The sequence below is a fragment of the Amylibacter sp. IMCC11727 genome (genome assembly GCF_029854195.1).
GTDB lineage: Bacteria > Pseudomonadota > Alphaproteobacteria > Rhodobacterales > Rhodobacteraceae > Amylibacter.
Genome location: NZ_CP122960.1, coordinates 669267 through 692849, shown reverse-complemented (window position 1 = coordinate 692849; position 23583 = coordinate 669267). Strand labels below are relative to the sequence as shown.

Sequence of the window (23583 nt, the reverse complement as noted above, 5' to 3'; positions counted from 1 at the left end):
AAATACGACAAGGGAAATCCAACATGAGCTTTGACGACATCATCGACCGCCGCGGAACACGCTCCGCCAAATGGGACGCAATGGAACCGCTCTATGGCGTGTCTCCGGATGACGGTCTGGCCATGTGGGTGGCCGACATGGATTTCCGCTCCCCTGAATGCGTGATCAAAGCGGCTCAAGACCTCACCGATCACGGCGTCTTTGGCTATCGCGCTGGCAACGATGATTACAAAGCTGCGATCATCTGGTGGATGGAAAACCGCCACAACTGGACCGTTAAACCAGAAGAAATCTTCACCACCTACGGCCTCGTGAACGCGGTGGGCATGTGCCTGAACACCTACACCGAAAAGGGCGATGAAATCGTTCTCTTTACCCCCGTCTATCACGCCTTTGCCAAGGTGATTAACAACGCAGGCCGCCGTGTGAAAGAATGTGAATTGGTGCAAAAAGACGGCGTCTATCACATGGATTTCGATGCCTATGACGCGCAAATGACGGGCGCGGAAAAAATGTTGATCCTCTGCTCGCCTCACAACCCATCTGGGCGTCTGTGGTCCGAACAAGAATTGCGCGATGTGGCCGCCTTTGCCCAACGCCACGACCTGTTGATCGTGTCGGATGAAATCCACCATGACATCGTTTACCCTGGCAAAAAACACCACCCCATGCCGCTCGCCGCACCTGATTGCCTCGACCGTCTGATTATGCTGACCGCGCCGTCAAAAACCTTCAACATCGCGGGCAACCACGATGGCAACGTTATCATCCACGACGCCGACCTGCGTGCAAAATTCAACGCCACCATGCTTTCGCTTGGCGTGTCCTCTACCCTCTACGGGACCGAAATGACCAAAGCGGCCTATTCCCCCGAGGGCGCGAAATGGGTCGATGAAATGCGTGAATACATTGCCGAAAACGCCCGCGTCTTTGACGAAGGCATCAACGCCATTCCGGGTCTCAAATCCATGCCGATGGACTCAACTTATCTCGCATGGGTCGATTTCTCTGGCACGGGTATGCCCATGTCCGAAGTTTTGGATCGCGTCCGCAAACAGGCGAAAATCGCCCCGAACGATGGCCCCACCTTTGGCACAGGCGGCGAACCCTTCCTGCGCTTTAACCTCGGCACCCCCCGCGCCAACGTAGAAGAGGCCATTTCCCGCCTACAATCCGCCTTCGCCGATTTGCAGTAACTATAAAATTCCGCATAGAATTCGGAACACGCCAGTCACGAGTAAACCTTAAATGATCCGAACCCTTCGCATCCTATCGTGCCTCGCCCTTTTCGGCGGGGCGCGTCTGTTAGCCATCTGGTACACGGATCGCATCACACCTCCGCCCCAAATCCAAACCAGCATCGAAGGCGAAATTGATCACATTTTGATCGAAAAAGCCGCGCGCAAAATGACCCTTTTCCAAAACGGTCAACCCGTACGCGTCTATTCCATCGCACTCGGGTTTGGCCCGATTGGCGATAAAGTCCGCGAAGGCGATGGCAAAACGCCCGAAGGTCTTTACAAAATCGACCGCCGCAACCCCCAAAGCAGCTTTCACCTTTCGCTTGGCATCAACTACCCGCTGCCCGAAGATCTGCAACGCGCCCGCGAAGGCGGTTATTCCGCAGGAGGGGATATTTTTATCCACGGCCAACCCAACCGCCTACCAGACAACCGAAAATATGCAGGCGATTGGACAGCGGGCTGCATTGCCCTCACAAACCCGGAAATTCGCGAAGTTTGGGCTGTTACGCCCATCGGAACCACGGTAGAAATCAAGGCATAGTTTCTTAAGGGGTTTTTATGTCTCAATTGATTTCAGGTATTGCCACGAACGCACCCATCTGGGTTTGGCCGCTGCTTATTGTCCTTATCCTAATAGGTATCCGCTCCTCGCGTGACCGCACAACCTCCGCCTATTTGTACTATGGCTTGCCCTTGCTCGGCATCATGTCAATCAACGCCATCGCCAACCAGCCCAACGCGGCAATCGCATGGGCCTGTTTTGTAACAGGCTATGTCATGGGCATCGCCGTTGGCTATTCCCGTCAATCCAACTGGCTGATCGAAAAATCAGGCGCCCGCCTCACCCTGCAGGGCGAATGGTTCACCATGACCGTGATGATGGTCATCTTCTTTTCCAACTTCGTAAACGGCTTCATGTTGTCGGTCGCGCCCACGGCCCAAGCCAGCCCGATCTTTACCGCTGCCTTTGCCGTGATCATCGGCCTCGCCGCTGGGTCCTTCTTGGGCCGCGCTGCCTTTATTCTGCGCGCCTAAGCAACCCAATTTCTATCGCCAAGCCCCAAATGCCGCAGCGCAGCACTTGCAGCCCTGTGCGCAATAATCTACCAAACCGTCAACCAGCACTGAAACATCATTACCCAGAGGGATTCCCATGAGCTTCAAAGTCCAACCTGCCAGCCCAGATCGCCCAAACCGCTGCCAACTTTTCGTACCAGGCTCCCGCCCTGCAATTTTCGAAAAAGCCGCCGCATCCGCCGCTGACGTTATCAACATCGACCTCGAAGATTCCGTGTCCCCAGCGGACAAAGCCGAAGCACGCCAAAACGTCATCAAGGGCCTGAACGAAGTGGACTGGGGCACAAAAACCGTCTCCGTGCGCATTAACGGTCTGGACACAGAATACTGGTATCGCGACATCGTTGATATCATGGAACAGGCAGGCGACCGCATCGACCAGTTCATGATTCCCAAAGTGGGCTGCGCTGGCGACATCTACGCCGTAGACGCCCTCGTTTCCGCCGTCGAAATGGCGAAAGGTCGCAAAAAACCTGTGACCTTCGAAGTCATCATCGAAACCGCCGCGGGCCTCGCCCATGTGGAAGAAATCGCAGCATCCTCTCCACGCATGGCCGCCATGTCGCTCGGCGCTGCTGACTATGCCGCCTCTATGGGAATGCAAACAACAGGTATCGGTGGCACGCAATCCAACTACTACATGCTTGATGACGCAAATGGCGACGCCGCCCGCGCGTCCTACCTCGGCGACCCGTGGCACGCCGTCACCGTGGCCATCGTTTCTGCCTGCCGCACACATGGTCTCTTGCCCGTCGATGGCCCGTTCGGTGATTTCTCCGATGACGCTGGCTTCACCGCACAGGCCCGCCGCTCCGCAACGCTCGGCATGGTTGGCAAATGGGCGATCCACCCCAAACAGGTGGCACTCGCGAACGAGGTCTTCACCCCATCCGAAGCCCAAATCACCGAAGCCCGCGAAATCCTCGCCGCCATGGAAGAGGCCGAGAAATCAGGCCAAGGGGCCGCCGTGTACAAAGGCCGCCTTGTGGATCTTGCCTCCATTCGTCAGGCCCATGTGATCGTAAAACAGGCCGAAATGATCGGATAAACACACCAAATTGGAACGGGCGTTCACCCCGCCCGTTCCCACTGCTCCCACGCCAGAGCCAAAGTCTCGGCGATAATCACCCTTAAAATGTCCTGATTGCAGCAATTCACACCCATCTTCCCCGCTACAGTTTTCGAATTATTCGCGAAATCAACAGGTGATGAATGAAAAGCAAACTCACGACCGCCCAAGAGGCCATGGCACTGATCCGCGATGGCGACGTCATCACCACCACTGGTTTCGTGCAAAGCTGCATTCCCGAACTGCTGCACGCCTCTCTTGAAAAACGATACCTCAAAGAACGCACCCCGAGCGACCTGACCCTGATCATGTGCGCAGGTGCCGGGGATAGCAAAGGTCTTGGCACAGGCCGCCTGCATCACGACGGACTTTTAAAACGGGTCATTGCGGGCAACTTTGGCCGTATGCCAGGCGTGGCCCAAGCCGCGCAAGAAAACAAAATCTGCGGCTATAACCTGCCCCAAGGCGTGATCTCACAATTGTATCGCGCCTGTGCTGCGGGCCAACCGGGTCTCTTTTCCAAAGTCGGTCTTCATACCTTTGTGGACCCGCGCCACGGCGGTGCAAAGGTCAATGACATCACCGAAGAAGACATCGTTAAACGGGTCGATTTCGACGGCGAAGAATGGCTCTTTTACAAAGCCACCAAAATCGACGTGGCCCTCCTGCGCGGCACCAGCGCAGACGCATCAGGCAATATCAGCGTCGAACGCGAAGCCCTCACACTCGATTGTTTGGCCCAAGCCATGGCCGCTCACAACAACGGCGGCATTGTCATCGTTCAGGTGGAACGCATCGTCGAAAACGGCTCCATCCCCCCTAAAGACGTACAAATCCCCGGCATTCTCGTGGATTGCGTGGTGGTGGCTGAAGACCCTGAAATGCACAAAATGAACTATCAGGTGCAGCACAATCCAGCCCTATCAGGCGAAATTCGGGTCCCCGTCGAAGGCATGGCCAGAATGCCGCTCGACAACCGCAAAATTATCGCCCGCCGCGCCGCCTTTGAACTCCCACCAAACGGCGCGGTAAACCTTGGCGTGGGCGCGCCCGATGGCGTTGCCACCATCGCCAACGAAGAAGGCGTCACCCCCTACATCACGCTCACCACCGAAGCAGGCGCTGTGGGTGGCGTATTGGCCAGCGGCTCCAGCTTTGGCTCCTCCACCAACGCAGATTCCGTGATCGATCAAAACCAAATGTTCGATTTCTACGACGGCGGCGGTTTGGACCTTACTTGCCTTGGCATGGCCGAATGCGATCACGCTGGCAACATCAACGCCTCCAAATTCGGCGGGCGGCTCAACGGCTCTGGCGGCTTCATTAACATCTCGCAAAACTCCCGCGCGGTGGTCTTCACAGGCACCTTCACCGCAGGCGGCCTCAAGACAGAAATCGTCGATGGCCAGTTGAAAATCCTACAAGAAGGCCGCAACCAAAAATTCGTCCGCTGGGTCGAGCAAATCACCTTCTCAGGCACCTACGCCCAAGACCGTTCACAACCCGTGCTCTACGTCACCGAACGCTGCGTTTTTGAACTCAACAAGCGTGGGCTCGAACTGATCGAAGTGGCCCCTGGCATCGACATCGAAAAAGACATCCTTGCGAAAATGGCCTTCCAACCCATCGTCGAAAACGTCACGCAAATGGACCCACGCATCTTCCGCGATGAACCAATGGGCCTTCTGGATGACCTGTTGAACGTAAACCTCGAAGAACGCGTAACCTACGAGGCAGAACGCAACATCATGTTCGTCAACCTTGAAGGTTGGCGCATCAAAAGCAAACGCGACATCGAAGACTTGGGGCGCGTCTTAACCGCCGCCTGCAAAAAGACGGGCAAAAGGGTAAACTCTGTCATAAATCAAAACCACTTCAGGATCGCCGAAGACCTTTACGATGACTACACAGCGGCCATTGAAGACGTGTTAACGGAATACAGCATCACCACCGCACGCTACACCACCAGCGCCTTTATGCGGCTCAAAATGCAAACATCGCTCTTTGAACGCGGCGTTCGCCCACATATTTTCGAAAGCAGCGAGGAAGCCAGACGCGCCGTGCAAAACGCCCGATAGAACCCGTTGCCGCGCACCACATCTCCCCATTCCGCGCTGGCAAATGGACTGATCCGCTTCTATTCTACGAGCAATCAACGCGGAGCGCAGGACGTGACAGACAATCCAAATTCTGAACAGGCCGAATTCTGGTCCGATGGCGGCGGTCTTGATTGGGTTACGTTCGACACCCAGCTTGACGAACTCTTTGCAGGCGTCAACGCCGCGCTATTGCGCATCGCCAAACCCAAACCCACCGACACCGTGCTTGATATTGGCTGCGGCACAGGGGCCACCACGCGCGACTTTGCCGCCCAAACGGCGCAAGCAGACGGCATCGACATTTCCACAACCATGCTTGCCCACGCGCAGAAAACGGCCCCTACCAACACCACATTCACCCGTGCGGATGCGCAAACCGAACTCCTACCAGCCGATCACTACGATCATCTCGTGTCTCGGTTCGGCGTCATGTTCTTTGACAACCCTATCGCCGCATTTGCCAACGTGCGCCGCGCGCTCAAACCCACAGGTCAGCTCACCATGGCCTGCTGGGCCCCGTTCAAACAAAACCCATGGTTCACAATCCCCCGTTTCATTGCCACAGATTTGCTCGGCTCCCCTCCCCCGTTTGATCCCCGCGCCCCGGGCCCCTTTGCTTTTGCCGATACTGACTATGCGCTCGGCATCCTTGGTGACGCTGGCTTTATCAACGCGGCGGTACAAACCCACGACATTCCCCTCTCCTTGTCAGGGAACGCCGCACACGCCGCAAAGCTCTCCTCCTACATCGGCCCCGCCGACAGCGTGATCCGCGCCATGAACGGCACCGCCGCAGACAAAGCTAAAATCATCGCCAAAACCCAAGAAAAATTACGCGACTATGAACAAAACGGCACGGTAACAGTCCCCGCCAAAATCCACCTCTACACCGCAAAAAACCACTGACCCACCCTTCTTCTGGCCATAAATATCCGCGCCGCAGGCATCCGTCACCACGACACGCTCCGCCATTGCAATCCAGCCGCCAAAGCGCCATATAATACGCAACAAAATCAACGTCACCGCAGGGTAAGATGCAAAATTATCTCGAATTTGAAAAACCTCTGGCAGAGATCGAAGGCAAAGCCGAAGAGCTGCGCGCCATGGCCCGTCAAAACCCTGAAATGGACGTAGAGAAAGAGGCCAAGGCCCTTGATAAAAAAGCCGAAGAGCTGCTCGTCGACCTTTACGAAAAACTCACCCCTTGGCGCAAGTGTCAGGTGGCCCGCCACCCAGATCGCCCACAGTGTTCCGATTATATCGACGCGATCTTTACCGAATACACACCGCTTGCAGGGGACCGCAACTTCGCCGATGATTATGCCGTCATGGGCGGCATCGCGCGACTGAACGACAAACCTGTCATGGTCATCGGCCATGAAAAGGGCAAAGACACCAAATCCCGCATCCACCACAACTTTGGCATGGCTCGCCCCGAAGGCTATCGCAAAGCCATCCGCCTGATGGACATGGCTGATCGCTTCGGCCTGCCGATCATCACATTGGTGGACACACAGGGCGCATTCCCCGGCAAAGGCGCCGAAGAACGCGGCCAATCCGAAGCCATCGCACGCAGCACCGAAAAATGTCTGCAAGTCAAAGTCCCAGTCATCTCCGTCATCATCGGCGAAGGCGGATCAGGGGGCGCGGTCGCATTCGCCACCGCCGACAAACTCGCGATGCTCGAACACTCCGTTTACTCGGTCATTTCCCCCGAAGGCTGCGCTTCCATCCTGTGGAAAGACGCTGGCAAAATGCGCGAAGCGGCAGAAGCCCTGCGCCTCACCGCCCAAGACCTCACACAACTCGGCGTGGCCGACGTGGTGATCCCCGAACCCATTGGCGGCGCACAACGCCACAAGGAAGACACGATCAACAACGTGAAATCCGCCCTAATCGCGATGCTCACGGAACTGGAAAAGAAAAAACCAGACGCCCTGCGCAAAGCGCGACGGAAGAAGTTTTTGGATGTTGGGTCAAAGACGCTGGCTTAAAACACTAGATCCACGCTGTCCGTCATAAAGTCGAGCGCCTAACCAAAACGTCATCGATCCGACGAGAAGAGCAATATTACTATCAAAAAATTATTTCAAAGAGACCGTTGCAGTAAAATTTCTCAATCACATCCGTAACGGCCAGAAGAGTCAGAAGTTAGATTTTCACCATACTCACAAATAGCATAATTTACTGAACGCTCTTTGCGTACTGGCAATGTATATGTTTCGTATGCACCCAGAGTAAAAGCATGGGAATAATACTTGTTGCGTCCAGAACCTCTACCACACGTAGCTTTAAAAAGAACCCCTGAACTTGTCCGAAAGTTTGATGGCGTGCAATACCATACTTTCTTCAAGGAACCACAGCTATTTGAAAACACCTTCCCACTAGCGGAAACACATGCGCTGGCGCTGCTAGCAAACATTCCAATAGCAAAACTGGTGAACAATAAATTTCTCACACAATGCTCCTTCTCTGAATAAAGCTGTTCAATCTCGTAACGTTAAAAATTTTCCTTTTTGGGGTCAATTATTTTCCTAAAAATCCGAAAACTGTTCGAAAAAAGTATGTTGTAAGAACGACCATTAACCTGACGCACTGGCACCCGACAGACCAAACTCACTCCTACCCCCGCCGAATAACCCCCGTCACCGCCGCTGCGCCCAGCGCCGTAATCACCCAGCCGATCACTTTGGCCAGCCAGCGTATCCACCAGCCATGCCAGCCCCACGCACTGCGTGATGTACTCGGCCCCCACGCATCCTCTTGTCCCAAATTCACAATGGGAATCAGCAGATCGGCAGCATAGGCAAAGGCTTCAAACGTTTCATAATCCTGCCCTGCCTGCCCTGGGCTGGACCAAAACGCACCTGGATTTTCTGGATGGGTTTGTGTCGCCGACACCCACCCCGCCGACACCAAAATCGGCGCCGCCGCAGGGGTCATATCGCCCGCCTGCCACGTCTTGTGAAAATACAGGCCCAGCGCCACCATCAACAGCGCCGCCCATACCAAAACCCGTACAGGGCGATATCCATAGGCGATCAGAATGCGGCTGAAACTGTCACGCAGCGCCATGGCCAACCACATGCCCCCACCCGAAACCTCGCGGTTTGCGGCCCTTTGCAGGTTCTCTTTTTCGATCAACACCAATTCCGCATCATCACGGTGGCCAATGCGGTACAACACCCGCGCCAATTGTTCATAAGGTTGCGAGCGGAAATCAATCCCATCAGGGCGCCGCCCCAACCAATTCAACCGTGCCTCAACGCTGACATCTGTGTGCTGCGCAAAATCCTGATATTCAAATCCATCGAGCCGAATGGCCTGCCCATTTCCAATGCCCACGGGTTCATCATTCAACCGCCGTGTTTGCGCCCCTGAAAAATTCACGATGCCGCCTGAAATCTGGTTGTTTTTGAAATACAAAACCCCCCGAATTTCCGCACGGGCAATGGACAGGGCAATCACATTGTCTCCCTCAGCCCCATCCAGCACCAATTGCGCCCCAAGGCTTGGGGAGGAAACGGCCACATTGCGACAGTAAAAATCCTCATCAATATCCGCATTGGACAACACAATCGCCCCAACAGAATGCAGCTCTGTATCAGCCGTGTCATAGGGGTAATCCCCCAAATACACCGACCCACCCACACGGATTGAATTGGCGAACACTGCCGCGCGACCGCCTCCATCAATGCGGGCATTACAGATTTGCAAATCTCCTCTGATCCGCGCTCCAGGTAAGGAAATCTCGCCCGCACTTTCAAACCCGCTGCGCAGGTAAACCGACCCGTCAAACACCGCATTATCCGCGCTGATGCCTGGGCAGGTGCAACCCGATAAATACACACCCCGCATCTGCGCATTCACAAACACAGGGGCGTTGTCGATCACACAACGCGACAGGCTTAGATCATTGGCGCAATCCACGCCTTGAAAATCCAAAACCCCCGTTATCCGCGCACCGCGCACCCGTATTCCCTTAGCGTGGGGCACGGCGGCTGGGTCTAATCCCAGCAGGATCAATCGGATCAATCCCGCGCGAATTTCCACACCCTCTGCCTCTGCCAGGGGCAGGTTGCCATCGCCAATTTCCACACGCGTGCCAGACCCCGCCAACTCAACCAATTTCAACTCTGCGGGAAGAAGGGGTTCAAATTCATTCAATCTCTGCATATGAAAACGCTATCACGCGATTTTACGCCAAGGAACCCCGATATGACGACCCTCTATGCAATAGGTGACATTCACGGGGACATGGATCAGCTGTCTCTGATCCACGATCGCATTTCAACCGACCTCGCCGCCCACCCCAGCGATAATCACCATATCATTCACGTGGGCGATTTGGTGGATCGGCGGTTCCATTCGAAAGAGGTCATCGACTTTCTGATCGCTGGACAATCAGCAGGTAAACCTTGGACCGTACTCAAAGGCAATCATGATCGAATGATGACCCTGTTTCTCGACCACCAAGAACAGGATCCAATCCTGCGAAAAGACCTCACATGGCTGCACCCGCGATTGGGCGGGCTCACCACGCTTGAAAGTTACGGCATCACCGGGTTCGATCACGAACAAGAAACCGAAATCAGAGCAGAAGCGATTGCCAAAGTGCCAACCGCCCACCGCGATTACCTGCGCAAACTGCCAGATCACCTCGACACACCGCGCGCTTTCTTTGCCCATGCAGGCGTGAACCCCGAAAAATCACTGGCCGATCAAACGGAGGATGATCTGATCTGGGTCCGCGCCCCGTTTCATGATCACCCACACCCTTATGAAAAGCTGATCGTCCACGGCCACACACCCGTGGATGTGGTCACACGCTATGCCAACAATCGGATCAACATCGACACGGGCGCAGCCTATGGCAAACTGCTGTCTGCCATCGTTTTGGACGACACAGGCATCTGGCAATTAAACGCCGATGGGCGTGGCGAAATTTTGGTCAGCGACGAGCCCAGCTGAATCCGTCCCAAAGTCACCGAGGTCAGAACCTCCAAGCGCCCCCCAATTGCCCAACGCAATTCAAGACACTGCGCTCAAGACGCGTCTTATTAGACGCTTCATATATGACGCGTCTAAGTTAGGTTTTGGTTAACCTTTGCCCGTTGCGTAAAGGACTAACGGCACGGTCCACACACAAAGGCGGGTACGTTGCGGGTACACTTCTGGTATGTTTTCAGCACATTTACCGATTGTTAAGGTGGGAATCCTTACCCCACCGTGCGCTGCGGTTTAGCCCCCTGCCTTTTTTGCTAAATTGAGCGTGGCTGTCAGCACATCGCGATCCCCAACCGCATTGGCCAATAACAAGACCAAACGCGCATTCAGGGCATGGCTTTCCGCTTCAGACAGACCTTCATGCGCCCCGAGCAGCTCCGCGTAAAACCCATCAGGGTCTTCAATTCTAGGCGTGTTCAAAACATCCATGTCTTCAGCCCCCTTTGGCCGTTTGCAATGCCGAAATCACATCCGCTGGGGTTGCGGTTTTCCACCGCGCCGCCACGATTTGATCAGGGCGAATAAGGTAAACCGCTTGCCCTGCATCCCCCAAATACCGCTCTGACATCAGCGGATCCGCATCAACGCGCAGGGTTTCCAATCCTTCAACGGTTATGTCGCAATTGACCGCCAAGACCTTGAAATCATTCCCCAATTGATCAATCAACCACCCTCCGCTCACAGGCGCATCCACCACTGTTGCCCCCACCCGCGTGCGCGCTGGCATCCGGGCATCATCTGGTCCGTTCAGCGACGATCCATCATACACACACGGCATCGACAAGCGCCCGGAATTGACCAACGGGCGCATCGCATCCGTATGTTCCACCAAGTCCAAAACGCTCTCGCGAAACAGTTTTGCAATCGGGGATTTCGGTGTCATGAAATCCGTGGTGCGGGAAGAATTAAGGATATTCTCCTCTGCCCCGTGCTTGCGTTCTTCGTTATAGGACTCAAGCAGTTTTGCATCCGCCTCACCGTGGTACACAGCAGCCAATTTCCACGCCAGATTGTCCACATCCTGCATCCCACCATTGCAGCCCCGTGCCCCAAACGGCGACACCTGATGCGCACTGTCCCCAGCAAAGAAAACAGGCCCATGACGGTACGAATCCATGGACATACATTGGAACGTATAAACGCTCACCCATTCGGGTTCGAACGCTACATCAGGGCCCAACATGGCCTGCACTTTGGGCATGTAATATTCGGGCTGCACCACCGCCTTGCGGTCGATATCCCAACCCAGCTGAAAGTCGATCCGCCAAATGTCATCGGGCTGTTTGTGCAGCAATACAGACTGGCCAGGATTGAACGGCGGATCAAACCAGAACCACCGCTCTGTTGGAAACTGCGCTTTCATTTTAACGTCGCAAATCAAGAAGTTATCTTCAAACACCCGCCCCGTGAAATCATGGCCGAGCATCCCGCGCACAGGGGATCGTGCGCCATCACAGGCAATCAGATAATCCGCTTCAATTGTATACGGCCCCTCGGGTGAATCCACCTCCAGCGTGACAAAATCATCTTGCGCATCCACGCTTAAAACCGCGTTCTTACCGCGAATATCAATCGGCGCACCTTCGCTTTGTGCTGCACGAATGCGCTCAACCAAGAACTTTTCGAAATAGGGCTGTTGCAGGTTGATAAACGCAGGCCGTTTGTGCCCCTCTTCTGGCAGCAAATTAAAGTCGTAAATTTGGCGCTCCTCGCGGAACACTTTGCCCACATTCCATACCACACCCAGATCAACCATCGGGTCGCCAGCGCCCATCCGATCACAAATCTCAAGCGTACGTTTGGCAAAACAAATCGCACGTGATCCAACGCCAACCCCGTCATGATCATCGAGCACCACACAGGGCACACCCTTTTGCCCAAGGTCTAACGCCATGCCCATCCCGACAGGGCCACCGCCCACGATAACCACGGGATGGCGCACGGGGGTCGCCGCATCCTGATCCGCTGACCGCTGATATGGGTAAAGCGTAAAGGCAGTTTCGTATCTTACATCAACCATATCGACCTCCTCGAATTTAGGGCGTTATCAAGTTTACCATCCAATGCACAAAGTGCAGGACGCTCAAAGTCAGCCCAAACACTTCGCTAAAAGACGTTCAATCACCCCTGCAACGCGTCCCACATATCCAGATCACGCTGCGCTGTCCAAATGCGTGGGTGCGCGATGCCACGCGCTTCGTCATAGGCGCGGGACACGTTGAACGGCAAGCAGTGTTCATAGATCGCGTAATCCTTGAATTTCGGATCACAGACCTCGCGGCAGGCATCCCACGCATCCTTCAACGTGCCATTTTTTGCGGCCACCTGTGCAATCGGGCGATAGGTGCTGTCAACGAAATCACGTGTCAATTCAATGGCTTCATCTACCGCTTCGCGCCCCACCAAGGCATCACCACGACCAGGGGCAACTGATTGCGGATCATAGGCTTTTACGTTGTCGAGCGTTTGACCCCACTCGCCAAAATAGCCATCACCGCAGTAACAAGCAGAGTGTTTTTCCACGATATCGCCAGTGAACATCACCTGCTCATCTGGCACCCAAATCACAGAGTCCCCCGCCGTATGGGCGCGACCAATCTGCTTAATCTCAACCTTACGATTGCCCAGATACACCGTCATGGAATCGCTAAACGTCGTCGTTGGATAGGTCAGACCCGGAATGCTTTCATGGCCTTCAAACAATCGTGGGAACCGTTGAAACTCACTGTCCCAATCCTCTTGGCCCCGCTCCATCACCATGCCGCGCGCCGCGTCAGACATGATGATCTGATCCGCATTGAACGCAGACGCACCCAGCACACGCACCGCGTGATAATGGGTCAAAACCACATGGGTGATCGGCTTGTCCGTAACCTCACGCACCTTTTCAATCACCATATTCGCCAGCCGCGGCGTTGCCTGCGCCTCGACGATCATCACACTGTCATCGCCAATAATCACGCCCGAGTTCGGATCCCCCTCGGCGGTAAACGCCCAAAGATCCTTCCCCACTTCGGTAAAGCTGATCTTCTTCTCCGTCATGTCCCCTTGGGATGCAAACGCCTTCGCCATGATATTCTTCCTTGGTTTCTTTGTTCTTTAAATACTCAGTTCTGCGGTCGCCGTCGAAAGCCAAACGCCCCGCACATGATGCGGGGCCGCTTGCAATTACGGAAACTTCACCGCAGGCAAAATCGTCCCCGCACAGTCGCCAAACCCGATGGTATATCCATCGCCCTTGGCCGCGCCGCGCAGCGTGACAGTGTCCCCATCTTCAAGGAACGTGCGCGTCTCACCTGTATCCAATTCAATCGGCTCCGCCCCAGCCCAAGTGATCTCGAGCAGCGCTCCACGTTGATCCTTCTCAGGGCCAGAAATCGTCCCAGAGCCGAGCAAATCACCCGTCGTCATTTCACACCCACCAGACGCGTGATGCGCCAGCTGTTGTGCAGACGAGTAATACATCTCGTTGTAGTTGGTGCGGCTGATAATCGTTTCCGCTTTGCCTTCTGGGGCAAGCGCAACTTCTAGATCGATATCATAGAGCATCGGACCAGGCTCTTGCAGGTATGGCAACAATTCAAACTCCCGCTCTGGCGTGTTGGTGCGGAACGGTTCGAGCGCCGCTTTTGTCACCACCCACGGGGAAATCGTTGATGCAAATACTTTTGCCTGAAACGGGCCAAGTGGCTGGTATTCCCAGGCTTGAATATCCCGCGCGGACCAGTCGTTCAGGATCACATAACCGAAAATCATCTCATCCGCTTCGGCCACAGAAACAGGTTGTCCCATCTTGTTTCCTGTGCCCACAACTGCGCCCATCTCCAGCTCGATATCCAGCCGCTTACATGGACCAAAGCTCGGAACTGCATCGTTCGGCCCTTTCAGCTGGCCATTCGGGCGAGGAAAATCTGTGCCAGACACAACAACTGTGCTGGCGCGGCCATTATACCCAATCGGGATGTGAAGCCAGTTAGGTGGCAATGCGTTTTCTTTGCCACGGAACATGGTACCTACGTTCGTTGCATGGTGCCGGCCCGCATAAAAATCCGTGTACTCGCCCACCACAAACGGCATCGCCATTTGCACGTCTGCTTGCGCAACCATTGCTGCCTCGCGCAGGTCTGCATTCCCAGACAGCGCATCATCGCCACCCTCTTTCAACAGGTCCATCAAACGCGCGCGCACGGCGTCCCATGCTTCGGAACCAAGGTCCATAAACTCGTTCAGGAACGGCACATCAAATACTGGATCTTCTGATCCCGTCTCGATCACGCCTTCATCTTCCAGCACGCCCAAATCCACGATCATATCGCCAATGGCCACACAGGGGCTGCCGGCGCCATCCGCATCCAAAAACACACCATAGGGCAGGTTATTTAGCGGGAATTGGCTTTCAGCAGAGTTCGCAGACTCCACCCAACTTTTCATCAATGCCATGTTGGCGATCCTTCTTTTGGTCTCAACCGCCCCGCACTCGATGCGGGGCCGTGTTTCTTAGTCTTTAAGCCCAGGTGTGCCGTCGAATTTCTTCTCCAACCCATCCCAGCAATCTTGGTAATCATCCTGAATAGGCGCATCCTTGGCGGCAAATTCCGTCAGCTGCTGTGGGAACCGCGTTTCAAACATAAATGCCATCGTATTGGTCAATTTCACAGGGTCCCAGCTTTCTTTTGTCGCATGATCAAACGCATTCCCGTCCGGTCCATGCGGCAACATACAGTTGTGCAACGAAATCCCACCTGGAATAAATCCCTTCGGTTTCGCGTCATATACGCCATACACGTTCCCCATCAATTCGGACATGATGTTCTTGTGATACCACGGCGGACGGAATGTGTTTTCATTCGCAAGCCAGCGCTCAGGGAAGATCACGAAATCAATGTTCGCTGTGCCCACTTCGGCAGTTGGGGCAGTCAGCACCGTGAAAATTGACGGGTCAGGATGATCAAAACTGATCGAGCCAATGGTCGCATAAGTGCGCAGATCGTATTTATACGGTGCGTAATTTCCGTGCCACGCCACAACGTCTAACGGGCTGTGGCCAATTTCACAGGTGTGGAATTGCCCACACCATTTGATCGTCACACGACACGGCGTTTCTTTTTCTTCAAATGCGGCCACAGGTGTTTTGAAATCCCGTGGGTTGGCCAAACAGTTTGCACCAATCGGCCCGCGATCAGGCAAAGTGAATTTCGCGCCGTAATTCTCGCACACAAACCCACGCGCTTGCCCGTCTGGCAAAGACACTTTGAACACCATGCCACGGGGCAGAACACAAATTTCCAACGGCTCCAGATCAATGATCCCGAACTCTGTAAAAATCTTCAAACGGCCATCTTGCGGCACAACCAACAATTCGGAATCCGCAGAGTAAAAATACTCGTCTTCCATATCCGTGTTCGCCAAATACACATGGCTCGCCATGCCCACTTGCGTGCCCACATCCCCCGCCGTGGTAAAGGTGCGCATCCCCGTGACAAACGTCAGGGGTTCATCGCTAAACGGCACGGGGTCCCAACGATACTGGCCAAGCGAAATCACATCCTCCACAACATGAGGTGCGGTCTTCCAATAGGGCATGTCCACTTTGGCAAACTTGCTTGTGTGTTTCACACTTGGGCGAATGCGATACATCCATGACCGCTCCAATGTGGCATGTGGCGCGGTAAAGGGCGAACCTGACAGCTGTTCCGCATACAGACCATATTCAATCCGTTGCGGGCTGTTGCGCCCAATGGGCAAGGCCCCTGGCAAAGCCTCGGTTTCAAAATCATTCCCAAAGCCGGGCATGTACCCTTCCGTCACACCGACATTTGACACCGCTTGCGTCACGCCTTTTGGCAACGATTGTTTGTTCATGTGAAGTCTCCTGCGCTACGGATTCGCTTCCCTCATTGTATCGTTGCAAATGCAACGAAGTCAAACCAAAGGTTGCAAAGCTGGCCACAAACCGCCAAATTCGTATCAAACGCAACGATTATACGGAACACTCGTGTCTGATTTTTCCTTAGATGACTTTCTTCCCTATCAGCTGGCGGTTCTGTCTTCGCGGATCAGTCGCGAGTTTTCCCAAGTTTACGCCGAAAACTTCGGCCTCACAGTACCCGAATGGCGGGTGATTGTGCATCTGCACAACACTGGCCCCGTTTCCGTGCGCGAAATTCAGGCCCGTGTGGACATGGATAAATCCAAAGTCTCGCGCGCGGCTACGCGGCTCGAAAAATCGGGCCATATCACCAAAGAAACCAATGCCGATGATCGCCGCTTGCTCAAACTTGCGTTAACAGCAAAAGGGCATGATCTAATGACCCAGATCATCCCATTGGCACATAGCTTTGAAGACAAACTCACCGAACGGCTCGGCGCGGAAAATGATGAATTTCGCGCCATTCTGGCCAAATTTGTGAAAGCAAACACATGATTACTCTCTATGACTACTGGCGCTCGTCTGCCGCCTATCGCCTACGCATTGCCTTTGGTCTTGCGGGCCTAGATTTTAATGCCATCTCTGTTGATCTGCTCACGGGGGAACATCGCGGTGCTGAAAATCTTGCACGCAACCCCCAAGGGCTCGTGCCAAGCGTGTCGATCAATGATGAAACCCTCACGCAGTCCCTTGCGATTATCGAATACCTGTCCGATGCGGGCTACCACCACTTCCTGCCCCGCGCCCCCTTGGACAAAGCACACGTACGCGCCTTGTCCTACGCAATTGCGATGGAAATTCACCCTGTCTGTAATCTGTCGGTCGCAAAATTTGCGTCAGAAAACTCAGACACAATCACCATGAAAAGCTGGATGCAGCAGTTCATTCCCAAAGGCCTAACTGGACTTGAAGGTATGCTGACAAAATCAGGAATGTATTGTTTTGGTGATACGGTAACGATGGCCGACCTCTGCCTGATCCCGCAGCTTTACAATGCGGACCGTTGGGAGGTGGACCTGACACCCTTCCCCAAAATTCGCTCCATCGCAGAAAACCTATATCAACTGGATGCGGTAAACGCGGCCCATCCAGACCACTTCCAACCTTAATGGGGCGCACAAACCTGCCCCTTTTTTTTGTTATTCAAAAATCCAAAGTCTGAACTTGCAAACAGGCACGCACCTCAAACGTGTTGCGCGCCATTCACCTCGATCTCAGTTCCCGACACATACGAACTGCCCGACGTACATAGAAAATAAATTACATCCGCCACTTCTTCGGGCTGTCCCAGCCGTTGCATGGGGAGGCGTTTTACAATCTTGTCCGTTCCTGGGGACAAAATACTGGTTTCCACTTCACCAGGCGCAATCGCATTGACGCGCACGCCCATTGGGCCAAAATCATGGGCCATTTCCCGCGTCAGCGCCGCCAAAGCCGCCTTTGATGTGGCATAGGCGGCCCCTGCAAATGGATGCACCCGTGCGCCCGCAATGGACGTGATATTTACAACCGATCCTTTTGCTGCCGCCAGCTCTGCTTGCAACCCCCGCGCCAGAACCACGGGCGCGAAAAAGTTTACATGAAACACCTGCCCCCATGTGCGCAAATCCGTATCAATGGTATTCAGCCGCTCGCCATCTGGCCCTTTTGGCGATATCCCCGCATTGTTCACCAGTGCATCAAGTTTGCCGCCTTGCAGGCGCTTTTGCACCCGCGCCACCGCGTCCATCGTGCTATCAGGGCTGCTCAGGTCCACTTGGATGTGGTTTTCCTCTCCCCCTGGCCACGGGCAATGTTCTGAAAACGCTTGACGTGAACAGGTCAGAACACGCCAGCCTTCGGCGCTGAATTTCTTGACTGTGGCATGACCAATTCCGCGGCTTGCTCCCGTCAACAACAAGGTTTTGCGTTCCATCACTGATTTCCTTCTTCGTTCAGAGGTGAACTTAGCCCCTTGGCGCATCCGCGGCAAACGGCTAATCAGGATCAAAGCAAAAGGGACGCCCCCGATGGAGAAATCAAAAGCCATGAAACGCGACAGCATCGCCACCGCCAAAGTGCTCTCGGATGCGCTGCCCCATATGCAGCGTCATGACGGCTCGATCATTGTGATTAAATTGGGCGGTCATGCCATGTCATCAGACGACGCCATGGCCAGCTTTGCCCGAGACATTGTTTTGATGCGTCAGTGCAATGTGAACCCTGTAATCGTTCACGGTGGCGGGCCGATGATCAATGACATGTTGAAAAAGCTGGATATCAAATCCGAATTTGTGAACGGGAAACGGGTCACAGATGCGGCCACTGTCGAAGTGGTCGAAATGGTGCTGTCTGGCAAGGTGAACAAAGCCATCGTTCAGGCCATCAACGATCAAGGCGGCCGCGCGGTGGGCATTTCAGGCAAGGATGCGAACCTGCTGAAATGCACGCAAGCCAATCCAGAACTGGGTCTTGTGGGTGATCCACAAACCGTGGACGCCACGGTTGTGCATTCACTGATTGCCGATGGCATGATCCCCGTCATCGCGCCTCTTGGTTCTGGTGAAAACGGCGAAACCTTTAACATCAACGGGGACACCGCAGCGGGGGCCGTTGCCGCAGGCTTAAAGGCGGATCGCCTGTTGCTCCTGACGGATGTAGACGGCGTCAAAGATGCGGATGGCGATGTCATCACCTCGCTCACTGCCGATCAAGTGACCGAACTGACCAAAGATGGCGTGATCGCAGGGGGGATGATCCCTAAAACCGAAACAGCGCTCAAAGCTGTGCGCGGCGGTGTAAATGCGGTGGTCATCATGAACGGACAACAAGAAAACGCCTGTCTGCTCGAACTGTTCACAACTTACGGAGCGGGGTCGATGATCCGCGCCTAACGCGCTAGATCAGGCAAATGGAAAACGAAGCAACATACCGCCTTGGCATCTTTATCGGCCTGTTTCTGATTTTGGCTGCCGCTGAACACTTTCTCCCGCGCCGCAAGCTGCGCGCGAAAAAGCCCCGACGCTGGTTCACAAACTGGGCCATCATCATCTTTGACAGCCTGACCCTGCGGCTCTTGGCCATTGCCATCCCTGCCCTCGCGGTTGGGGCTGCATGGGACGCCAGCGCACGGGGATATGGCCTGTTCAACCAAACCGATTGGCCGCTTTGGGTCGAATTTATTCTGGCCATGCTCATCCTCGACTTCCTGATCTGGGCACAGCACCTCATCACCCACAAAGTGCCGTTCTTGTGGCGCTTACACCGCGTTCATCATGCGGACACAGATATCGACGTCACCACCGCCATCCGTTTCCACCCTGTGGAAATCGCCCTCTCGATGCTTTTGAAAATCGGTGCCGTCTATGCGCTTGGCCCTGCGGCGGTTGCGGTGCTGGTGTTTGAAATCGTTCTGAACGGCTGCGCTATGTTCAACCACGCCAACCTGAAACTGTCCAAAAACGTTGATGCGGTTTTGCGCCTGTTCCTTGTGACACCAGACATGCACCGCGTTCACCATTCAGACAAACGATCCGAACATGACAGCAACTATGGGTTTTCAATCTCGCTTTGGGATCGGCTGTTTAAAACCTACATCGCGCAACCTGCCAAAGGGCATGATGACATGACCATTGGCCTGCAATGGCAGGACGAACGCCCCACGCGGATTGGCTGGTCCCTCGCCCTACCGTTTTTTCGCAAATGAGCTATGCCGCCGTTGAAACCCTCATCGTGCAAAACGGGCTGAGCATTTACGGCGGCTTTCATGGTGACACCGCGGACGGCTTGCCAGAAGGGCATCAAACCCTGTTGATGCTGGGGCCCAGCCCGTCTTTTTGGCCCCACTTTAAAACCACACCCGAATTTGCGGACGGGACACCAGACCCAATCGACCGTTGGTCCAACCGCATCCTGACCGAACTTGCGACACAGTTAAACGCCACCGCGTTTCTGCCTTTCGGTGGCCCACCCTATGCGCCTTTCCTGACTTGGGCGATCAAAACAGGCCGCGCGTGGTCTTCGCCTGTAGGGATGCTTGTTCACGACACCACGGGGCTGATGGTCAGCTACCGTGGTGCGCTCGCTTTTCGGGATCGCTTAGACTTGCCAACGCCCCCCGAACAGCCCTGCACGCCCTGTGTCAAACCTTGCCTCACCGCTTGTCCTGTTGATGCCCTATCCGCCGAATATGGCTATAATACCGAGGCCTGCCACGCCCATTTGCGCACCCCCGCTGGTAAAACGTGCCTCACCAAGGGTTGCCTTGCCCGCCGCGCCTGCCCAGTATCCAAAGGCGCGAACCGAACCGCGGAACAATCCGCCCATCACATGTCCTATTTCCATAGAACCGAGCCGTCATGAAAACCCTCATCTTCACCCGACACGCCAAATCCAGCTGGGATGATCTGACACTGTCGGATCACGAACGCACGCTGAATGCACGGGGACGCGCATCTGCAACGGCTATCGGCAAATGGTTGCAGGAAAAAGGACACCACCCAGATCAGGCCATTTCTTCAAACGCGGCGCGCTGTGTTGAAACATGGGATTTGATCAGCGCAGAACTCCCACCTGTTGAAAAATCCAGCTTTCATCAACGGCTGTACCTCGCGGCGCCCACAACCATTTACGAAGCGTTGAAACAAGCCAGCGGTGACACGGTCATCATGCTTGGCCACAATCCCGGGTTCGGTGAACTGGCCATGCAATTGGCGCAAAACCACCCCGATCATCCAAAATTTCAGATGTATCCAACGGCGGCCACAACGGTGTTGCGGTTTGACATTCCCGATTGGTCCACGCCATTTTTGGGCACAGGCACGGTCGTGGATTTCATCGTTCCGCGCGATTTGACGGAGTAAACGCATGCAAAACGAAAACCCAATTTGGCAACTGACCGATGATCATGCACAGCGTTTTGTTAAACTGTCCGACGATGTGTTCGACACACCAGAAACCCTGTATTCTGAATTCAAATCCTGTGCCGCACATCGCGACACATTGGCCGAGCACGGCTTTCGCATCACCGACAATGCAGGTGGCCTGCCCACTGCGGTAATCGGCGAAGCGGGCACAGGTGGCCCTGTCATTGCCATTCTTGGGGAATACGACGCGCTTCCTGGGTTGTCACAACATTCAGGCAAAACGGAACCAAACGCCATCGAAGACGGCGCCCACGGGCACGGCTGTGGTCACAACATGTTTGGCGCGGCGGCCATGCTTGCCGCTACAGCGCTGAAAGATTGGATCGCGGCCAACAACATAAAGGCCACCGTGCGCTATTACGGTTGCCCCGCCGAAGAAGGGGGGGCCGCGAAAACCTATATGGTCCGCGAAGGGCTGTTTGACGATGTGGATGTGGCTATCAGCTGGCATCCCGCCCCATTCACCGCTGTGAACCAAGAACCGAGCCTTGCGAACGCACGCATAGATTACACGTTTCATGGCATCGCATCCCACGCGGCGTTTGAACCTGATATGGGCCGCAGTGGGCTCGACGCGGTGGAATTGATGAACATCGGTGTAAACTATCTGCGCGAACATATGCCCGATGCGGCCCGCGTCCATTACGCCTACCTCAACGCAGGGGGCGAAGCACCAAATGTGGTCCAAGCCAAAGCAACTGTGCGCCAATTGATCCGCCACCCTGATCTGCAAGGCTGCCAAGACTTGATCGCCCGCGTTGATAAAATTGCGCAAGGGGCGGCGCTGATGACGGAAACAACGCTGGAACGCAAAGTGTTTTCAGGCGTTTCCAATCTCTTGCCCAACCGCGCGTTGGAACAGGTCATGCAGGCGGAATTGGAGTCTCTCGGCCCAGCGGATTTCGATGCCGAGGATCGTGCCTTTGCTGCCAAAATTCAAGCAACCCTGCCCAAAGGAGCCGTGGACAGCAACCTTGCCGTGATCAATTACACCCCCGCCCCTGACCAAGACATTTCCTTGTGCGACTGGATCAATCCACTTGAACGGGATGGTGACGTGCGGGCAGGGTCCACCGATGTGGGCGATGTAAGCTGGGCCGTGCCCACAGTGCAATTATGGGGTACCACATGGACGCTCGGCACGCCGTTTCATACATGGCAGGTGGTGGCGCACGGTAAAACACCGATTGCACACAAGGGGCTTATTCACGCGGCCAAAGTCATGGCAGCCACAGGCCGCGCATTGATCGAAAACCCCGATGCCTTGGCGGCCGCAAAGGCCGAACACCAAGCGCAGCTTCAAAAAACTCCTTACGTCTGCCCGATCCCAGATGACACGATGCCACCGATCAAAACCGCACCCTAAGTTTTCTTCTGGCCAAAAATATCCAAATCCCAACACCGCAACAAAAAGCCCCGCTCAATGGCGGGGCTTTTCAATTCTTTAAGCACTGAAACCTTAGTGACCCAAAATCTGGCTCAAGAACAGTTTCGTGCGTTCTGATTGCGGATTGTTAAAGAACTCTTCGGGTTCGTTCTGCTCCACGATCTGACCTTGGTCCATAAAGATAACGCGGTTGGCAACCTGTTTGGCAAAGCCCATCTCGTGCGTCACACACAACATGGTCATGCCTTCTTCGGCCAGCTCTACCATCGTATCCAGAACCTCTTTAATCATCTCAGGGTCCAGCGCCGATGTCGGCTCATCAAACAACATGATCCGTGGGCGCATACACAGCGAACGGGCAATCGCCACACGCTGCTGCTGACCACCAGACAATTGCCCTGGGAACTTATCCGCTTGCTCTGGGATTTTCACTTTTTCCAAGAAATGCATCGCCGTTTCTTCGGCTTCTTTCTTTGGAATGTTGCGAACCCACATAGGCGCAAGCGTACAGTTCTCTAGGATCGACAAATGCGGGAACAGGTTAAAGTGCTGAAAGCACATGCCAACCTCGCGCCGAATTTTGTCGATGTTTTTCAGATCAGACGTCAGTTCGATACCATCTACGATGATGTCGCCTTGCTGGTGCTCTTCCAGACGGTTGATACAGCGGATGAGCGTGGATTTACCGGACCCAGATGGCCCCGCAATAACGATCCGTTCGCCGCGCTGCACGGTCATATCAATGTCGCGCAGAACGTGGAACGCGCCGTACCACTTGTTCATCTTGTTGATCTGAATCGCCACCTCATCAGAGACGTTCATGTTAGAGCGATCGATTTCACGATCAGAAGCTATTGTTGACATAAT

At 54.6% G+C, this 23583-nt stretch carries 23 protein-coding genes; 15 read left to right on the top strand and 8 right to left on the bottom strand.

The window, feature by feature from the left end:
* The first annotated feature begins 23 nt into the window (after positions 1-23).
* From QBD29_RS03595 to QBD29_RS03565, 7 genes are all read left to right on the top strand, one after another.
* On the top strand, positions 24-1196 hold the full coding sequence (locus QBD29_RS03595; RefSeq protein ID WP_280099957.1) for a MalY/PatB family protein: 1173 nt from the start codon (positions 24-26) through the stop codon (positions 1194-1196).
* A gap of 52 nt (positions 1197-1248) precedes the next feature.
* Entirely contained in the window at positions 1249-1785 is a 537-nt protein-coding gene (locus tag QBD29_RS03590) for a L,D-transpeptidase family protein (RefSeq protein ID WP_280099956.1), read from the top strand.
* Positions 1786-1802: 17 nt separating this feature from the next.
* A complete protein-coding gene (locus QBD29_RS03585) occupies positions 1803-2279 on the top strand; it encodes a hypothetical protein (RefSeq protein WP_280099955.1) in 477 nt (158 codons plus the stop codon).
* A gap of 118 nt (positions 2280-2397) precedes the next feature.
* Positions 2398-3369 carry a CoA ester lyase gene (locus tag QBD29_RS03580; protein WP_280099954.1) on the top strand — a complete coding sequence of 324 codons (972 nt, stop codon included), beginning with the start codon at positions 2398-2400 and terminating at the stop codon, positions 3367-3369.
* Between the two features lie 164 nt (positions 3370-3533).
* The gene (locus QBD29_RS03575; RefSeq protein WP_280099953.1) at positions 3534-5468 is read left to right on the top strand and encodes a malonate decarboxylase subunit alpha; all 1935 of its coding nucleotides are present in this window, start codon (positions 3534-3536) and stop codon (positions 5466-5468) included.
* Positions 5469-5561: 93 nt separating this feature from the next.
* Entirely contained in the window at positions 5562-6395 is an 834-nt protein-coding gene (locus QBD29_RS03570; protein WP_280099952.1) for a class I SAM-dependent methyltransferase, read from the top strand.
* Positions 6396-6523: 128 nt separating this feature from the next.
* Positions 6524-7483 carry an acetyl-CoA carboxylase carboxyltransferase subunit alpha gene (locus tag QBD29_RS03565; RefSeq protein ID WP_280099951.1) on the top strand — a complete coding sequence of 320 codons (960 nt, stop codon included), beginning with the start codon at positions 6524-6526 and terminating at the stop codon, positions 7481-7483.
* Positions 7484-8111: 628 nt separating this feature from the next.
* Here the strand turns inward: QBD29_RS03565 and QBD29_RS03560 are convergent.
* Positions 8112-9665 (bottom strand): hypothetical protein, encoded by a 1554-nt coding sequence (locus QBD29_RS03560; RefSeq protein WP_280099950.1) that lies wholly within the window; start codon positions 9663-9665, stop codon positions 8112-8114.
* A gap of 42 nt (positions 9666-9707) precedes the next feature.
* Here QBD29_RS03560 and QBD29_RS03555 point away from each other — a divergent pair, with 42 nt between their 5' ends.
* Positions 9708-10460 (top strand): metallophosphoesterase, encoded by a 753-nt coding sequence (locus QBD29_RS03555; RefSeq protein WP_280099949.1) that lies wholly within the window; start codon positions 9708-9710, stop codon positions 10458-10460.
* A 270-nt stretch (positions 10461-10730) separates the two neighbouring features.
* Here the strand turns inward: QBD29_RS03555 and QBD29_RS03550 are convergent, their stop codons facing one another.
* From QBD29_RS03550 to hmgA, 5 genes are all read right to left on the bottom strand, one after another.
* Positions 10731-10925, bottom strand: a complete 195-nt coding sequence (locus QBD29_RS03550) for a DUF2783 domain-containing protein (RefSeq protein WP_280099948.1) — start codon at positions 10923-10925, stop codon at positions 10731-10733.
* Between the two features lie 4 nt (positions 10926-10929).
* Positions 10930-12516 carry an FAD-dependent oxidoreductase gene (locus QBD29_RS03545; protein WP_280099947.1) on the bottom strand — a complete coding sequence of 529 codons (1587 nt, stop codon included), beginning with the start codon at positions 12514-12516 and terminating at the stop codon, positions 10930-10932.
* A 101-nt stretch (positions 12517-12617) separates the two neighbouring features.
* Positions 12618-13568, bottom strand: coding sequence for an MBL fold metallo-hydrolase (locus QBD29_RS03540; protein ID WP_280099946.1), 951 nt, complete (start codon positions 13566-13568; stop codon positions 12618-12620).
* A gap of 96 nt (positions 13569-13664) precedes the next feature.
* Positions 13665-14936 (bottom strand): fumarylacetoacetase, encoded by a 1272-nt coding sequence (fahA, locus tag QBD29_RS03535; protein WP_280099945.1) that lies wholly within the window; start codon positions 14934-14936, stop codon positions 13665-13667.
* 57 nt (positions 14937-14993) lie between these two features.
* Positions 14994-16358: a homogentisate 1,2-dioxygenase gene (hmgA, locus tag QBD29_RS03530; protein WP_280099944.1), complete on the bottom strand. Its 1365-nt coding sequence runs from the start codon at positions 16356-16358 to the stop codon at positions 14994-14996.
* 133 nt (positions 16359-16491) lie between these two features.
* On the opposite strand from hmgA, the gene QBD29_RS03525 reads away from it, so the two are divergent.
* On the top strand, positions 16492-16920 hold the full coding sequence (locus QBD29_RS03525; RefSeq protein WP_280099943.1) for a MarR family winged helix-turn-helix transcriptional regulator: 429 nt from the start codon (positions 16492-16494) through the stop codon (positions 16918-16920).
* Positions 16917-17534 (top strand): maleylacetoacetate isomerase, encoded by a 618-nt coding sequence (maiA, locus tag QBD29_RS03520; protein WP_280099942.1) that lies wholly within the window; start codon positions 16917-16919, stop codon positions 17532-17534. Before QBD29_RS03525 ends, maiA begins: the two co-directional genes overlap by 4 nt.
* Before the next feature lie 74 nt (positions 17535-17608).
* Here maiA and QBD29_RS03515 read toward each other — a convergent pair whose 3' ends face one another.
* The gene (locus QBD29_RS03515; protein WP_280099941.1) at positions 17609-18340 is read right to left on the bottom strand and encodes an SDR family oxidoreductase; all 732 of its coding nucleotides are present in this window, start codon (positions 18338-18340) and stop codon (positions 17609-17611) included.
* Positions 18341-18434: 94 nt separating this feature from the next.
* Here QBD29_RS03515 and argB point away from each other — a divergent pair, with 94 nt between their 5' ends.
* From argB to QBD29_RS03490, 5 genes are read left to right on the top strand one after another with little or no spacing between them, the layout of a single operon-like run.
* The gene (gene argB, locus QBD29_RS03510) at positions 18435-19298 is read left to right on the top strand and encodes an acetylglutamate kinase (protein ID WP_280099940.1); all 864 of its coding nucleotides are present in this window, start codon (positions 18435-18437) and stop codon (positions 19296-19298) included.
* 17 nt (positions 19299-19315) lie between these two features.
* The gene (locus QBD29_RS03505) at positions 19316-20110 is read left to right on the top strand and encodes a sterol desaturase family protein (protein WP_280099939.1); all 795 of its coding nucleotides are present in this window, start codon (positions 19316-19318) and stop codon (positions 20108-20110) included.
* Positions 20107-20766 carry a ferredoxin gene (locus QBD29_RS03500; protein WP_280099938.1) on the top strand — a complete coding sequence of 220 codons (660 nt, stop codon included), beginning with the start codon at positions 20107-20109 and terminating at the stop codon, positions 20764-20766. The genes QBD29_RS03505 and QBD29_RS03500 overlap by 4 nt, the downstream gene beginning before the upstream one ends.
* Positions 20763-21266 carry a histidine phosphatase family protein gene (locus QBD29_RS03495; protein ID WP_280099937.1) on the top strand — a complete coding sequence of 168 codons (504 nt, stop codon included), beginning with the start codon at positions 20763-20765 and terminating at the stop codon, positions 21264-21266. The genes QBD29_RS03500 and QBD29_RS03495 overlap by 4 nt, the downstream gene beginning before the upstream one ends.
* A 4-nt stretch (positions 21267-21270) precedes the next feature.
* Positions 21271-22695, top strand: a complete 1425-nt coding sequence (locus QBD29_RS03490; RefSeq protein WP_280099936.1) for a M20 family metallopeptidase — start codon at positions 21271-21273, stop codon at positions 22693-22695.
* A 93-nt stretch (positions 22696-22788) separates the two neighbouring features.
* On the opposite strand, the gene QBD29_RS03485 is transcribed toward QBD29_RS03490, so the two are convergent.
* Positions 22789-23580 carry an amino acid ABC transporter ATP-binding protein gene (locus tag QBD29_RS03485; RefSeq protein WP_280099935.1) on the bottom strand — a complete coding sequence of 264 codons (792 nt, stop codon included), beginning with the start codon at positions 23578-23580 and terminating at the stop codon, positions 22789-22791.
* Positions 23581-23583: the final 3 nt, after the last annotated feature.